12 protein-coding genes and 2 pseudogenes are annotated in these 14,029 nt (G+C 64.8%); 3 read left to right on the top strand and 11 right to left on the bottom strand.

Features of this window, described 5'->3' with window-relative positions; translation table 11 throughout:
• Positions 1 to 20 precede the first annotated feature (20 nt).
• The 6 genes and pseudogenes from OG874_RS17775 to OG874_RS17750 all read right to left on the bottom strand — a co-directional run bounded on the left by OG874_RS17775 (position 21) and on the right by OG874_RS17750 (position 5,324).
• A pseudogene (locus tag OG874_RS17775) lies at positions 21 to 424 on the bottom strand (SDR family oxidoreductase).
• Positions 425 to 1,234: a crotonase/enoyl-CoA hydratase family protein gene (locus OG874_RS17770; RefSeq protein ID WP_330256243.1), complete on the bottom strand. Its 810-nt coding sequence runs from the start codon at positions 1,232 to 1,234 to the stop codon at positions 425 to 427. It lies immediately after the preceding pseudogene.
• A gap of 28 nt (positions 1,235 to 1,262) precedes the next feature.
• A complete protein-coding gene (locus OG874_RS17765) occupies positions 1,263 to 2,357 on the bottom strand; it encodes a CaiB/BaiF CoA transferase family protein (protein ID WP_442943355.1) in 1,095 nt (364 codons plus the stop codon).
• Positions 2,348 to 3,448, bottom strand: a complete 1,101-nt coding sequence (locus OG874_RS17760) for a CaiB/BaiF CoA transferase family protein (protein WP_330256241.1) — start codon at positions 3,446 to 3,448, stop codon at positions 2,348 to 2,350. The genes OG874_RS17765 and OG874_RS17760 overlap by 10 nt, the downstream gene beginning before the upstream one ends.
• Before the next feature lie 4 nt (positions 3,449 to 3,452).
• The gene (locus tag OG874_RS17755) at positions 3,453 to 3,758 is read right to left on the bottom strand and encodes a hypothetical protein (RefSeq protein WP_330256240.1); all 306 of its coding nucleotides are present in this window, start codon (positions 3,756 to 3,758) and stop codon (positions 3,453 to 3,455) included.
• 51 nt (positions 3,759 to 3,809) lie between these two features.
• Positions 3,810 to 5,324 carry a class I adenylate-forming enzyme family protein gene (locus OG874_RS17750; protein ID WP_330256239.1) on the bottom strand — a complete coding sequence of 505 codons (1,515 nt, stop codon included), beginning with the start codon at positions 5,322 to 5,324 and terminating at the stop codon, positions 3,810 to 3,812.
• 322 nt (positions 5,325 to 5,646) lie between these two features.
• On the opposite strand from OG874_RS17750, the gene OG874_RS17745 reads away from it, so the two are divergent.
• Positions 5,647 to 6,831, top strand: coding sequence for a CaiB/BaiF CoA transferase family protein (locus tag OG874_RS17745; RefSeq protein ID WP_330256238.1), 1,185 nt, complete (start codon positions 5,647 to 5,649; stop codon positions 6,829 to 6,831).
• A 110-nt stretch (positions 6,832 to 6,941) separates the two neighbouring features.
• On the opposite strand, the gene OG874_RS17740 is transcribed toward OG874_RS17745, so the two are convergent.
• The 5 genes and pseudogenes from OG874_RS17740 to OG874_RS17720 form a co-directional block, all read right to left on the bottom strand.
• Positions 6,942 to 7,712 carry an SDR family NAD(P)-dependent oxidoreductase gene (locus OG874_RS17740; RefSeq protein ID WP_330256237.1) on the bottom strand — a complete coding sequence of 257 codons (771 nt, stop codon included), beginning with the start codon at positions 7,710 to 7,712 and terminating at the stop codon, positions 6,942 to 6,944.
• A 174-nt stretch (positions 7,713 to 7,886) separates the two neighbouring features.
• Positions 7,887 to 9,215: a TetR/AcrR family transcriptional regulator gene (locus OG874_RS17735; protein ID WP_330256236.1), complete on the bottom strand. Its 1,329-nt coding sequence runs from the start codon at positions 9,213 to 9,215 to the stop codon at positions 7,887 to 7,889.
• A gap of 65 nt (positions 9,216 to 9,280) precedes the next feature.
• Complete coding sequence (locus OG874_RS17730) at positions 9,281 to 9,709, bottom strand: MaoC/PaaZ C-terminal domain-containing protein (protein ID WP_330256235.1); 429 nt, start codon at positions 9,707 to 9,709, stop codon at positions 9,281 to 9,283.
• Entirely contained in the window at positions 9,706 to 10,155 is a 450-nt protein-coding gene (locus OG874_RS17725; protein ID WP_330257325.1) for an FAS1-like dehydratase domain-containing protein, read from the bottom strand. The genes OG874_RS17730 and OG874_RS17725 overlap by 4 nt, the downstream gene beginning before the upstream one ends.
• Before the next feature lie 291 nt (positions 10,156 to 10,446).
• Positions 10,447 to 11,262, bottom strand: a pseudogene (locus tag OG874_RS17720) (phosphotransferase family protein); the annotation flags it as partial.
• 122 nt (positions 11,263 to 11,384) lie between these two features.
• On the opposite strand from OG874_RS17720, the gene OG874_RS17715 reads away from it, so the two are divergent.
• Together OG874_RS17715 and OG874_RS17710 are read left to right on the top strand one after the other, a co-directional pair.
• The gene (locus OG874_RS17715) at positions 11,385 to 12,497 is read left to right on the top strand and encodes a TIGR03857 family LLM class F420-dependent oxidoreductase (protein WP_330256234.1); all 1,113 of its coding nucleotides are present in this window, start codon (positions 11,385 to 11,387) and stop codon (positions 12,495 to 12,497) included.
• Between the two features lie 69 nt (positions 12,498 to 12,566).
• Positions 12,567 to 14,003 carry an aldehyde dehydrogenase family protein gene (locus OG874_RS17710; protein WP_330256233.1) on the top strand — a complete coding sequence of 479 codons (1,437 nt, stop codon included), beginning with the start codon at positions 12,567 to 12,569 and terminating at the stop codon, positions 14,001 to 14,003.
• Positions 14,004 to 14,029 lie beyond the last annotated feature (26 nt).

The raw sequence follows: 14,029 nt of genomic DNA, 5'->3' as shown, positions 1-14,029 counted from the left end.
GCGCCCGCGCTCGACCGATTTCAGTCCACGCCGGTTACGGGTATCGATCCACCGGTTACCGCCGCACCGTCGTCCGAGAGGAGGAACTCGATGACGCGCGCGATATCGGCGGGCTTCGCCCAACCCTTGCGCGTCGAATCGGGCATCGCCGCACGATTGCCCGGCGTATCGATTACGAACGGGAGTAGTGCGTTGACTCGAATGTGATCGTCGAAGTATTCCAGCGCAAGGGATCCGAGAGGTCTGCCTGAACGAGACGCAGATTCGGATGTTCACCCAGCCTGGAGAGTTCGTCTCGGACGAGCCAGGGCACGACGACGCGCCATCCGGTCTCGAGCAGGTGCGTGGTGACGGCCGAACCGAGGCCGCCGGTGCCGCCGGTCACCAGGGCAGTGCGGGTCGGTGTCGAAGTGTTCACGGCCATCTACTTCCCCTGCCAGACCGGTGTGCGCTTCTCAGCGAACGCGCGGGGGCCTTCCTTCGCATCCTGGGAGTGCGCGATCGCACGGAGTGCGTCGCTGGTCATCGCCCATCCGGCGGCTTCGCCGGGACGACTTCCATCGGCATGCTGCTGCAAGGCAATTCGCTTGTGCGCCTGGACGGCCAGTGGCGCATTGGCCGCGATTCTTTCGGCCAGTCCGAGCGCGGTGTCCAGCAACTGATCAGCCGGCACGACCCGATTGATCAGGTGGAACTCGAGCGCCTGCTGCGCGGTGATCGGGTCACCCGTCAGCAAGAGTTCCATAGCCACGACCGGTGGCAGCGCGTGGGCCAGTCGAAAGGCCCCACCCGCGCCCGCGATGAGCCCGCGCGTGACTTCGGGCAGTCCGAACACCGCGGTGTCGGCGGCGACAGCCAAGTCGCTGGCGAGCACCAGTTCGGTACCGCCCCCGAGCGCGGGCCCGTTCACCGCGGCGATCGTCGGCTTGGAAATGGCATGGGAGACATAGCCCGCCAGTCCCCACTTCTCGCGCCCTGCGGGGATGACGCTCTCGCCGCGGGAGAGGGCCTTCAGATCAGCGCCTGCGCAGAATGCTTTGTCGCCGGCACCGGTCAGGACGACGACGCGGACATCTGCATCGTTATCGGCTTCTTCGAGTGCGTCACCGACACGAACGCACATCTCGGCGTTGACGGCATTGCGGGCCTGTGGGCGGTTCAGCGTGATCACCATGACGTGCCCACGACGTTCGATCAACGCGGGTGCATCGGCCGTGGTCGTTGTTTCCGACATCGAATTCCTTCTGCTGTTCGGGTCTGTCTCATTGCCAGGTCGTGCCGGGGGGAGCGGGCGCGCGCGGGGGTGGTGTGGGAACCGGTGACGGGGTACGGGAGAAGGCGGGGACCGGGCCGGGTTGTACGACGCCGTCGATCGTGGTGAAGGTGCCTCGGGCCCGAAAGTGCGGATTGTCCGGTGCCTCGGCGAAACTCGACACCGGCGTGACGCAGGCATCGAGGTCCTCGAATATTTCGGCCCAGTGCTCACGTGTGTCCGAGGCGAAACGTTCGGCGATGATGCTGCGGAGCGTCGGCCACTGCTCCTGATCCTGTTGTGGCGGCATATGTTTCGGGTCGAGGTCGAGTGCGGCGAGCAACCTGTCGTAGAACAGCGGCTCGAACGCACCCACCGCCATGTACTTGCCGTCGGCGCACTCGTAGGTATCCCAGAAAGGGCAACTGCCGTCGACGAGGTTGTGTCCTCGGTCGTCGGACCAGGCGCCGGTGGCGCGCATGGACCATGCCTGTTGCGCGAGCAGCGCGGCGCCATCGGCCATGGCGACGTCCACCACCTGCCCCTGCCCCGACGACTGTCGTTCCCAGAGCGCGGCCAGGATGCCGGTGACGAGAAACATCGAACCGGCCCCGAAACCGGCGATGAGATTCAGCGGAGGGACCGGCCGTTCGCCTACGCGACCCATCGCGTGCAGGATGCCGGTGGGGGCCAGGAAATTGATGTCGTGCCCGGCCTTCCGCGCGTTCGGCCCGTCCTGCCCCCAGCCGGTGACACGCGCGTACACGAGCCGCGGAGCAAGGCGGAGCATGTCCTGTGGCCCGATGCCGAGTCGCTCGGTGACTCCGGGCCGGAAACCTTCGATGAAGACGTCGGCCCGCTCGGCCAGGGTGCGGACGAGGTCGGTTCCGGCCGATGTCTTCAGATCGGCCTCTATGACCACCCTCCCTCGCGAGAGGTGACCGGTGGCATCTGCGTCGAGTTCACCCGGGCGCTGCACTCGGATGACGTCGGCTCCCATGTCCGCCAACAACATCGCCGCATGAGAACTGGGCCCGATATTGGCGATCTCGAGTACCCGCAGCCCTGCGAGACTGCCTTCCGATCTCGAGGAGGTCATGTCCATACTCGGGCAGCAGACACCGAGTGCCGTGGTGGCGCGAGCGGCACGGCGGGCGGAGTTCTCGAGAACCGCGGCGCGGGCGCCGGTTGGCTCACACCGTCGATATCGACGAAGGTGTTTCGTGCGGTCATGTGCGGATCGAGAGCGGCTTCGGCGAAGCTGAGAACTGGTGTGACACAGGCTGATACCCCGCCGAACAGCGCTGACCATTCCTCGCGTGACCGAGTGGCGAATCGCTCGGTGAGCACCGCGCGCATCTGCGGCCACCCACTCTCGTCGCGCTGAGGCGTCCAGCCTGTCGCGTCGATGTCGAGTACGCGGAGCAGTTCCGCGAAGAACTGCGGTTCGAGCGCCCCGACGGCCACGTACTTTCCGTCCGCGCACTCATACGTGTCGTAGAACGGTGCGCTGCCGTCGAAGACGTTCGTGCCACGATCTTCGGACCACTGGCCGGTGCCGCGCATCGACCACAGCAAATGTCCGAGTGCGGGGGCGCCGTCGACCATGGCGGCGTCGATGACCTGTCCGAGCCCGGAGGACTGCCGCTCGACGAGCGCCGCGAGCACCCCGACGACCAAGAACATCGATCCACCACCGAAGTCTCCGAACAGATTCAGTGGCGGTACCGGGCGTTCGTCCTTCCGGCCAACCGCGTGCAAGAGACCGGTGGTCGAGATGTAGTTGAGGTCGTGACCGGGTTCCTGTGCCCGCGGTCCGTCCTGACCCCAGCCGGTGACCCGGCCGTAGATCAGGCCAGGATTACGCACGAGTGCGACGTCCGGCCCGAGTCCCAAGCGTTCGGTCACGCCGGGACGAAATCCCTCAACGAGAACATCGGCGCGCTCGACCAACCCGAGGATGGTCTCGACGTCCGCCGGCTTCTTGAGGTCGGCCTCGACGATGGTCCTACCGCGCGACTGCTGGCTGGGCGTCTTTCCGGCCACGGGCAACTGGCCCGGTCGCTGAATGCGGACGACATCCGCGCCCAGATCCGCGAGCATCATCGATGCGTGCGGACCCGGACCGATTCCGGCAAGTTCGAGGACACGAATCCCGGTCAGCGGACCGGCGCGGCCGGCGCTGTCGGTAGCCACGCGCTCAGTCGCTGGAGGGCAGAGGCTTGGCCGCCTTCAGCGTCAATGCCGTGCCGTCGAGTGCGAGCGAGCCTGCTCCGGCCTTGGTGGCGAGTACCTCGACGGTGCCGTCGGCATTGACGTATCGCTTGCCGATCGCGGTTCCCTCGGCGAATCCCGCTGCGGCAGTGAGGCCTTCGGCGGGAGTCTCGGACAGCTCGAGCATGGGATATCCACCGCATTGAAGAGCGACGTCGGCACTGCCCGCACGGACGATGATCACCTGTGTGCTGCATACCTGACTTTGCAGTCTGGCTCCGGTCTTCAACATTCTTGCTCTCCTCGAATCTCTTGCACAAAAGCAGTGAACTTCGGCCCGGCCTCAGGCCGATGTGGCCTCGGTCGACGCCAGAATGTCCGCGACGATGTTCCTCCGCAGAATTTTTCCGGTGAGGGTGCTCGGCAACTCACTGCGAAAGACGATGCGATCCGGCGTCCGCGAGCCGCGGAGCTTTGCGCGAACGAAGTCGCGAAGCTGCTCCTGCCCGGAGATGGCACCGGATTTCAGTACCACCATCGCGACGATCGCCTGGCCCCAGTGGTCGTCCGGAATACCAACGACGGCAACCGATCTGACCAGTGGATGCGCGACGAGTACATCCTCGATCTCCGCGGGCGCGATGTTCTCGCCACCACGAATGATGGTGTCGTCATTGCGTCCGACGACGAAGAGGAACCCGTCGGCGTCCTGGTAGGCGAGGTCCTTCGTTGGGAACCATCCTTCGGCGTCGAGCACCGATCCGGAGCCCATGTATTCGCCCGAGACCTGTGGCCCGCGTACCCAGAGTTCGCCTTGTTCGCCGGGCGGAACCGCGTTGTCGTCGGAGTCGCGGATCTCGATCTCTATTCCGGGCACCGGGCGCCCGACCGATCCGAGGCGGGCGGCGACTGCCGGGTCGTCGCTGTCGAGCGCGTCTCGGTGGTCCTCGGGTCCGAGCAGGGCGATGGTCGAGCTGGTCTCGGTGAGGCCGTAGGCGTTGACGAATCCGACGCCGGGAAACCCACGTAGCGCGGCTTCGAGAGTGGGCCGTGGCATGCGAGCGCCACCGTAGGACAGTGATTTCAACGTCGGGATGTCGACCCGTGCGGTGCCCAGATGGTCGACGATGCGGTCGAGCATGGTCGGGACGACCATGGCAGATGTCGCATGCTGCGCGCGGGCGAGCGAAACCCATCGCGCGGCATCGAAGTTGGGGAGGTAGATCATTCGCCTGCACGCGTAGAAGTTGCTGACGATCGTGCCCATTCCGGCCACGTGGTAGGGCGGGACGCTGATGAGGGCGGCGTCGGCTTCGTCCGCCGAACCGAACTCGACCGTGCTCATCACGTAGCTCAGCAGGTGGCTGTGGCGCAGGACGACGCCCTTGGGTTCGGAGGTCGTGCCGCTGGTGAACAGCACGATCGCCGGAGACTCCGGATCGACGTCGACGGCGGGCAACGGCGCGGATACGCGCTCGCGTCCGTGCGCGAACAGTTCGTCGGTGCGCACGACCGGTGCTTCGACTCCGGAGACCGACTGCGCGTACGAGCGGTCGACTACGACCACCGCTCCGTCGACCCGCGCGATCAACGTTTGCAGCGCCCCGGCAGCGAGCCGGTAGTTGACTGGGGTGAACGGGATACCGGCGTAGGCCGAAGCGAAAAGCAGGGTGGGGAGTTCGAGGCCCGAGCTGCCGAGGAACACGACGCTCTTGGCTCCGGACTCGATGAGAACACTGCCGACGCCCGCCACCAACTCGGTGAATTGCTGGTAGGTCAGTGAAGAGTCTTCGACGGAGAGTGCGATGCGGTCCGGGTTGCCCGAGACCGCCATCTCCAGAATCAGGGAAATGCTCATGGGCGGCTGTCCACTCCTGGTGTGTCGTGCTTCACTGCTCCCAGCACGATAGGTCATCTTCTGACATCTTGTCCACAATCGGGCGATGATCGAGCGATCGACCGGTGACTTGTCTCGGAACATGGTCGCTGAACTGCTCAGAGAGATCGTGACCCGCATCGTCGCATGACTGTTCCACGGATTTGCCTGTCGGATACCATCCGGATTGGATAGCCCATATCTGACACATAAGGTCACAAACTTCGATGACCGGCGTCCTGCTCGGACTTCCCCGCGATCCCCTCACCCGCTGATGCACCGATCGGAATCAGAGGGCGGAACCATGACCGAATTACCACTCGACGGCATCACCGTCGTGAGCCTCGAGCAGGCGGTCGCCGCGCCGTACGCCACCCGACAACTCGCGGACCTCGGTGCGCGCGTGATCAAAGTGGAGCGTCCGGACGCCGGAGATTTCGCCCGCGGCTACGACGCGACCGTGCACGGCCAGTCGAGCTACTTCGTGTGGCTCAATCGATCCAAGGAATCGATCACCCTCGACCTCGAGGCGCCCGAAGGGCGGCAGCTGTTGCGCGAGTTGCTCGACAGGGCCGACGTATTCGTCCAAAATCTGGGCCCGGGTGCTGCGGCGAGAATGGAACTCGGGCCAGACGCTCTGGCACAGAGCCACCCGTCGCTGATCGTGTGCGACATTTCCGGATACGGCGCCGACGGGCCGTGGCGAAACCGAAAGGCCTACGACCTGCTGGTGCAAGCCGAGGCCGGTCTGCTTTCGGTGACAGGTTCCCCGGAAGATGTTGCCAAAGCCGGTATCTCGGTTGCCGACATCGCCGCCGGGAGCTTCGCGTTCGCAGGTGTCATGACCGCGCTGTACGTTCGGGCGACCACCGGCAAGGCCAGGCCGGTGTCGGTGTCCCTCTTCGAGGCACTCACCGAATGGATGGGTTCGCCGGCGTACTACACGCAGTACGGCGGAGCGAGCCCGCGGCGCACGGGTGCTCGCCATGCCACGATCGCGCCGTACGGCCCGGTCGTCGCAGGCGACGGTGGTTCGGTCCTGCTGGCGATCCAGAACCAACGAGAATGGGGTCGGCTGTGCACCGACGTTCTGCGACAACCGGAACTGATCGAGGACCCGCGGTTCGCGACGAACCCGGCGCGAGTGGTCAACAGAGACGAACTCGAATCCATCATCGCCGTAGCCGTGCAGCGTTTCACCGCAGACGAATTGGCGGCGAACCTGGACGAGGCGTCGATCGCCAACGCTCGGATGAACACCATGCATCAACTGTGGGATCACCCGGTGTTGGCAGAGCGCGACAGATGGCGCCACGTGGACACACCCGGCGGCTCCATCGCGGCGCTCCTGCCACCCGCATCACTCGGCGGTCTGGAGGCTCGGATGGGCCCGGTTCCCGGACTCGGAGAACACACCCGGTCGATTCTTGCCGGTCTGGGCCGGTCCGAAGAGGAGATCGCACGGCTTCGCGATGCTTCGGTGATCTGAGTGAAATGCCTTGATTCTGACGTTGGTATCCAGTAACGACAACGGTCCGGTTCGCTCGGAATCCTCCGAGCGAACCGGACCGTTGTGCGTGATGCGGCCCTCGGCGAGATCTACTTGGGCGAGAACCGCAGCGCGCCGTCGATCCGGATCACCTCACCGTTGAGGTAGTCGTTCTCGGCGATGTGCTGCACCAGTGCGGCGTATTCGGACGGGCTGCCCATGCGGTTGGGGAACGGAACATTCGACCCCCAGAACTTCTCGGCCTCCTCGCGTTCCATCCGGAAAGCAGGGGTGAAGAATGTCCCCGGCGCGATGGCCATGACGCGGATGCCGAGCTTGGTCAGATCGCGTGCGGCGGGCAGGGTGAGGCCGACGACTCCGCCCTTGGCGGCCGAGTACGCGGTCTGACCGATCTGGCCTTCGAAGGCGGCGATGCTGGCGGTGTTGACGATGACGCCGCGGCCGCTGTCGCCGGCGGGCTCGTTCCGGGCCATGCTGGCGGCGCCGAGTCGCAGCACGTTGAATGTGCCGTTGAGGAACAGGTTGATGTACCACTGGAATTGCTCGAACGACGCGGGTTCGCCGTCCTTGCCGACCACCCGCGACGCTCCGGCGCCGCCGCCGTGCGCATTGACCACGATCCGTAAGGGAGCGAGGTCGTTCGCGACTGCCAGCGCGGCGTTGACGCTGGTCTCATCCATCACATCGGTGCTGACGTAGCTGACCTTCCCGCCGAGTTCGGCCTGGAGTGCCTTCCCCTTCTCGTCGTTGAGATCGGCGATGACGACCGCGGTGCCCTTGGCCACGAGTTGACGGACGGTCGCCTCGCCGAGGCCACCTGCGCCCCCCGTGACGAGCGCGGACGCTGTGCTGATGTCCATGTGATGGATCCTCTCCTGGCGCGAGTGTCGTGAAGGGGGCGCTCGTGGTCGAGACGGCGAGCACCGGCCCTTCCTGTCAAAATGACACAAACGTCAGAAATATTCAAGAACTTGCCTTCGTATAGGTGCACCAGCGCATTCCAATACGACACGAACTGTCAGATTCGGCTGAAATCAGCTCGCTCTGGTGAAGAAGCCCCGTCGCACGCACGCGATCAGGAGATCGAGAACTTCGTCGCGCGAGAGGGGCGTGGGGAGTTCCTGAGTCGCCTGTGGCACGCGAGCGATGACGGCCCGGAAGATCAGTGCCGCCATCACCGGATCGAACGGGTAGTCGCGCTTACGAGATCTGACGGCTCGCAGTAACGAGCTGTCCATCTTCGCCTGCCCGAACGACCCCAGACGCTGCACGATGTCGCTGTCGGTGCTGTGCTCGGTCCAGGCGTCGATGGTCCCGGCAAAGCGCAGCGAGAAGTGGAGGTATTCGTCGAGCCACTGACGGAATTCGGTGTCGTCCGATGCCATCGGGTCGATCCGCACGATCCGATCGGCGAAATCGACTGTCGATGCGATGGCTTCGGTACTCAGCGCGACCAGGAGGTCCTGCTTCTCGCTGAAGTACTTGTAGAACGTGCCGCGGGCGAGGCCTGCCTGTTCGATGATGTCGTCGACGCTCGTGCGGTGGTAGCCCCGCTCACGAAACTGGACGGCACCCGCATCCATCAGCGACTGCACCGTTCTGATCGCGCGCTTGCTCAATCCGGCGGTGCGATCTTGCGTGGTGAGTCCCGCTACCTCGGGCATCGGAGGGACATCTATGGATTCGTGCCCCACAGCGCTGAGCCCCAATCCGCTCAGCACCGAGTCGGGCGTATCGGGGAACAGCATGAGCTGCAGGAAGACCGACACTGAGTCGACGACCGGCTGTGTGTCGCGGCCGTAAGCGCGGTCGGTGTGAATGAACAGGTTCATCCTGTGCACGACCGCTGTCATCGTCGCGGCAGCGGCGTCGGCGTCCATGCCGACCAGTCCGGAGGACACCAGACGATCGGCGATTCGGTGGTTGTATCCGCCGACGAATCGGTTGATCTCCGGACGTACCGCGGTGTCCGAGGACGCGACCCCCGTCCACTGCACGAACATGGTGGAGTACTTCTCGAAAACCCAGCTCCATTCGCCGAGCCACCAGTTCAGGTTGTCGAACCCCACGTCTGTGGGACCCAGCGGCCCGATCCGACGCGCGACGCGGAAGAGGGCGCGGCCGCACTCCTCGAGTAGTTCGAGAAAGATCGCGTCCTTGCCGGGAAAGTACTGGTACAAGGTGGCGCGAGAGATTCCCGCACCCTTCGCGATGGTATCGACCGAGGTGTTGAAGAATCCGACCTCGCCGAACAACTCGAGTGACACATCCACGATTTTGCTGCGCGTGTTCGCGCCCCGGGTCCCCACGTCAGGACTCGATGGGCCATAGCTTGCGCGACGGGTTATCGGATTATCTGACATCGATGAACAGCCTATGATGAGATGGCCCCGCATAGCGAACCGACGCCACGGTGTGTGTGCCTGGATTACGCGCCGATGTCGACCCGAAATTCGGCGGTGCCAGTGATCGCCGCGCCACCGGTCTGACGTGTACAGGTCAGCGCAACGGTGACGAGCTGCTTTCCGTCGGGGGTCGGCTCGGTGTCGGTGACCTCGCCTGTGCAGGTCAGAATGTCCCCGGGCCACACTTGTTCTTTGAACCGCACACTGAACCGACGAAGGTTGGTCGCGCCCAGCCAGTCGGTGGCGAACGTGGCCAGGAGTGCGGACTGATGCATTCCTTGGGAGAACACCGACGGATTTCCTGCTGCTCGGGCGATGGTGTCGTCATAGTGCATCGGGTTCAGATCACCTGACGCGCCGGAGTATCGAACGAACATCTGGGTGGTCAGCGGGCCGAAAGCGCGGGGCGGCGCTGTGGTTCCGACCGTGATTCGCGCGGCGGTCTCGGTCATTTCGACTCACCTCGGGCGGCTGTCTGGATGAACGTGGCACGTGCCTCGGCGATCAACGCGCCCTCGGGGGAGCGGAACTCGGTGGCGACGACGGCGAAGGTCATCTCGCCGCCCCGCTTGCCGGGCTTGGTGTATCGGTCCAGAACTCGTTCCTGCGCAACGAGTTTGTCACCGGCTCGGGGGAGTTCGCCGTGGAAGATGTACTCCTGCTCGCCGTGCAGTAGTCGTTTGCGCTCGAATCCCACTGTTATACGTGCGCCCGGCGGTGCCCACTGCACGGCATTGACCAGAAATGTCGGCGGAACAACGGCTTCGGGTCCCTGGTAGGCCGCATTGTCCGACTGCATCGCGGCCGCGAACTCGCGGATCTTGCCGCGTTCGATGAATACTTCCCAGCTATCGCCCACCGTGCCGACCGGTGCGGGAGTGGGGGACTCGGTCGTCATGGCCAGGCGTCTCCTCTGCTGAAGGCGATCGGTGCGGTAGCGATCGACGAGCGCGACCGCCGTCGCGGGATAACTGCGAGCGGTGGTTTCCTCGAGGCCGTCGCGAATGAGCAGCAGGGCAAGACGATTGGTGATCAGAGCGAGTACCACCGCAGCCAGTAGCTGGAAGTAGGAGATGTCGCCGATGAGTCGACCACCGAAGCTCAGGTAACGGCGCACTGTTTCCTCGTCGTCGGGAACTCCTGGCATTCTGGTGAAGCCGAGCGCTTCGCACAGATAACGCTCGAACATCAACCACCATCCGAGGTCGATGTCCGCCGGACCGGTCGACGCTGTCTCCCAGTCGTAGAGTGCTGACACCGACAGATCCTCGGCGAAGGACATGTTGCCTACCCGGGCGTCTCCCCAGACCACGGTCTCGGCATCGGTGTGTGGCGCGTGGTCGAGTAACTCCGTCATCGCTGATGCGAGTTCCTCGGTGCCCACGAGGAGATCGTCGCGACGCTGTTCGTACCAGCGCCGCACGTTCTCGACGTAGCGCTCGAGTGGTGTCGCGCCGGTGTCGGGTCCGCGCAGGAAAGCGAGATCGTCGGCATCGTCGATCCGGTGCACCGCAACCAGTGCACGTAATGCGTTGTCGCACATTACTTTCCGCTGATCAGCGGTGAGCTCGGCGGTCCAGCCGCGTTTGTGCCAGCTCGGGACGTCCGACGGCGTGCGGCCGTCGACCCGCTCCATCAGATAGAACGGCGCGCCGAGCACCGTCGAGTCTCGTTCGATGAGAACGATCGTCGGCGTCGACACACCGGGGTGGCGACCCAGTATCCGCATCACCTCGGCCTGCCGGACCGCGTCGGGCTCGGTGAAAAGTTGATGGTCGGCAGCCTGCAATCTCAGCACCAGGTCGCGGCGGATGCGCACACCGGCGGCATCGGTCCACGACGCGGTGAAGAACACTGTTTTTCCGGAGTAGCCGGCGTCCGGTGCGGAGAACTCGGATATCTCGAAGTCGGCGTGAGCGGCCGCCGTCAATCGGTCGGGCAACCACTGTTCGAGTATGGCGCGGACATCGCCCGCGAGTTGCCCTCGTGTCGCCGTGTAACCCATGTGCTCCCTCGACTCCGAACGTCAGTTGCGGCATATGGCCTCCGGGCCGACACGTGATCGCAACCGCCCACCGGTTCCCGACTATTGCAGAAGTATGTGACCAATACTGTCAGAATAGACGAATGAATCACCAAGGATCCACCCGCGAGGCAGCGCTGAGCGACCAGTCGACCGCCGCATCCGCACCGACAGACTTGGCGTTGGGCGGCTACGCGCTGCCCGGTCGCGTACCCGATCCGCGACCGGCGATCGCGCAGGCCATCGCGGCGCAGCGTCTGGGCATGAGCACTGTGTGGCTCAGTGAACGCTGGGGAACCAAGGATTTCGGCGTGCTCGCGGGCGCGTTCAGTCAGGTCACGAGCACGATCAAGATCGGTGCGGGCATAACGCATTTTCAGTCTCGACACCCTGCCCTGCTCGCGTCGTTGGCGATGACTGCGCAGGGACTGTCGGATGGTCGCGTCGTACTCGGCATCGGTCGGTCGGTCGACAAGATGTGGAGCGCGGTGGGGCTGCCGAAGTCGACCAACGCATCCATCGTCGATTCCGTCGACATCTTTCGTCGGCTGTGTCGTGGCGAGCGGGTGAAGTACGACGGACCTGCGGGAACATACCCATCGTTGCGCTTGACCGACGTGCCGGAGGCACCTGTTCCACCGTTGGTGTTCGCCGCCATCGGATCCAAGGGGCTCGAACTCGCCGGCCGCCACTTCGACGGGGTCTTGCTGCATCCTTTCCTGACGCCGGAGGCCGTTCGTCGCTCGGCAGATGTGGTGCGTGCTGCCGCGACCGCCGTGGGGCGGGACCCGAAGTCGGTGCGGATCTACGCCACCGTCATCGTGGCGTCCGGGTTGTCCGCGGAGGAGGAAGCAGCCGTCGTCGGTGGTCGTGCGGTGTCCTACTACCAAATTCCTACTTTCGGCGAGCAGTTGGCGACGGCGAACGGCTGGGATGTGCAGCGGCTCGCCGACATTCGTGACCATCCACTCCTGGCCGGTGTTCGCGGCGCGGCCGATTCGGTACTCGAGCGCGATCAGCTGGTCGAGGTCGCTCGTGTGCTGCCCGAGCAGTGGGTTCGTGGTGCTGCGGCGTTGGGGACTCCGAGCGAATGCTGGGCGATGTTCGAGCGGTATCGCGACTCGGGCGCGGACGAGCTGGTTCTGCACGGCAGCACCCCGGATCAACTCGAAGACGTTGTCGGCGCCCGTCCTGGGGCGACCCTTGCCGTAAAGTGACATTACTGCCAGAATCGAGGTTCGGTGGCTGCTGTAGGTGCCACCGTGGCCGACTGAGAGGTATCGCAAGTGCACGACTACGACGGCGCCTACATCAGCGGCAAATGGCGGGCAGGTACCGGTGAACGGATAGCGGTGTGTTCTCCCGCGGACGGCTCCGTCCTGGGCCACGTCACCGCCGCGACCACAGACGACGTCGACGCCGCGGTCGACGCGGCGCGCCAGGCGGGGACCACCGGGCCGTGGACACGGACCACTCCGGCCGAGCGTGCCGTCGCGATCGGTCGATTGGCCGACGAGATCCAGGCACGCTCGAGTGTCTTGGCTGATGTCGTGTCCGCGGAGGTGGGATCACCGCGAAAGTGGGCCTCGTTCGGCCAAATCGGCGTGACCGTCGGTGTGTTGCGAACCTACGAGAAGATCACCGAAGACTTCGTTTTCGAGGAAACCCGTCCCTCCGCCGTGGGCGGGCAGGTACTGGTGCAGCGGCTTCCGGTGGGCGTGGTCGGTGCGATTCTTCCGTGGAACGCACCGTTGTTCACCGCCGCGCTCAAGCTCGCGCCCGCGCTCGCCGCTGGCTGCACCGTAGTGTTCAAACCATCCCCCGAAGCTCCTCTCGCCCTGTCGATGCTCACCGAGGCCATCGAGGCAGCGGGCCTGCCCGACGGCGTGATCAACATCGTCTCCGGCGACATCGAGACAGGCGAAGCGCTGGTGTCGCACCCCGGTGTCGACAAGATCAGCTTCACCGGATCCACCGCGGCGGGCAAGAGGATCGGTGCGGCCTGTGCAGCGGATGTTCGTCGGTGTGTCCTGGAACTGGGCGGTAAATCCGCGGCCGTCGTGTTGGACGATGTGGTCCTCGATGACGAAACGGTCGGTGGGCTCGTGACCGGTGTGATGGCCAACAATGGCCAGATCTGCGTCGCTCAGACTCGCATTCTGGTTTCCGAATCCCGGTACGACGAAGTGGTCGACGCTCTGGGAGCCGCTGTAGGACGGCTGAAGGTCGGCGATCCCGCCGATCGAGCGACGCAGGTCGGCCCGGTCATCAATCGTGCTGCACGCGACCGCATAGAGAACGTTGTCGCTCGAGCACGATCGGACGGTGCGCGCGTAGTCACCGGCGGCGTCCGACCGGAGGGGCTGGATTCGGGATGGTTCGTCGCGCCGACGATCGTCGCCGATGTCGACAATCGTGCCGAGATCGCCCGGGCGGAACTGTTCGGTCCGGTGGCGGTGGTGATCGCCTATCGAGACGACGACGACGCCGTGGCACAGGCCAACGATTCCGACTACGGACTCGCCGCGGCAGTGTGGTCGGCCGATCGTGCGCGCGCTGCGCGGGTCGCGGCACGACTGCGCGTCGGATCGGTGTCCATCAACTCTGCGGGGCCCATCGATTTCGGATCTCCCTTCGGAGGATTCAAGCAGTCTGGCATCGGCCGCGAGGGCGGTCCCGAAGGGATCGACGGCTTCGTCGAGCCTCGATCGATCATTCTCTGATTCACCTCACCTTTTCGTTGGAAGGA

This window comes from Nocardia sp. NBC_00565, assembly GCF_036345915.1.
GTDB lineage: Bacteria > Actinomycetota > Actinomycetes > Mycobacteriales > Mycobacteriaceae > Nocardia.
This window is presented reverse-complemented; position numbering and strand designations above follow the sequence as displayed.

What these genes read in the sequence shown, in the direction of transcription:
- OG874_RS17770 (WP_330256243.1), bottom strand. Translation starts at nt 1,234, where the DNA reads ATGTCGGAAACAACGACCACGGCCGATGCACCCGCGTTGATCGAACGT.
- OG874_RS17765 (WP_442943355.1), bottom strand. Translation starts at nt 2,357, where the DNA reads ATGGACATGACCTCCTCGAGATCGGAAGGCAGTCTCGCAGGGCTGCGG.
- OG874_RS17755 (WP_330256240.1), bottom strand. Translation starts at nt 3,758, where the DNA reads ATGTTGAAGACCGGAGCCAGACTGCAAAGTCAGGTATGCAGCACACAG.
- OG874_RS17750 (WP_330256239.1), bottom strand. Translation starts at nt 5,324, where the DNA reads ATGAGCATTTCCCTGATTCTGGAGATGGCGGTCTCGGGCAACCCGGAC.
- OG874_RS17745 (WP_330256238.1), top strand. Translation starts at nt 5,647, where the DNA reads ATGACCGAATTACCACTCGACGGCATCACCGTCGTGAGCCTCGAGCAG.
- OG874_RS17740 (WP_330256237.1), bottom strand. Translation starts at nt 7,712, where the DNA reads ATGGACATCAGCACAGCGTCCGCGCTCGTCACGGGGGGCGCAGGTGGC.
- OG874_RS17735 (WP_330256236.1), bottom strand. Translation starts at nt 9,215, where the DNA reads ATGTCAGATAATCCGATAACCCGTCGCGCAAGCTATGGCCCATCGAGT.
- OG874_RS17730 (WP_330256235.1), bottom strand. Translation starts at nt 9,709, where the DNA reads ATGACCGAGACCGCCGCGCGAATCACGGTCGGAACCACAGCGCCGCCC.
- OG874_RS17725 (WP_330257325.1), bottom strand. Translation starts at nt 10,155, where the DNA reads ATGACGACCGAGTCCCCCACTCCCGCACCGGTCGGCACGGTGGGCGAT.
- OG874_RS17715 (WP_330256234.1), top strand. Translation starts at nt 11,385, where the DNA reads ATGAATCACCAAGGATCCACCCGCGAGGCAGCGCTGAGCGACCAGTCG.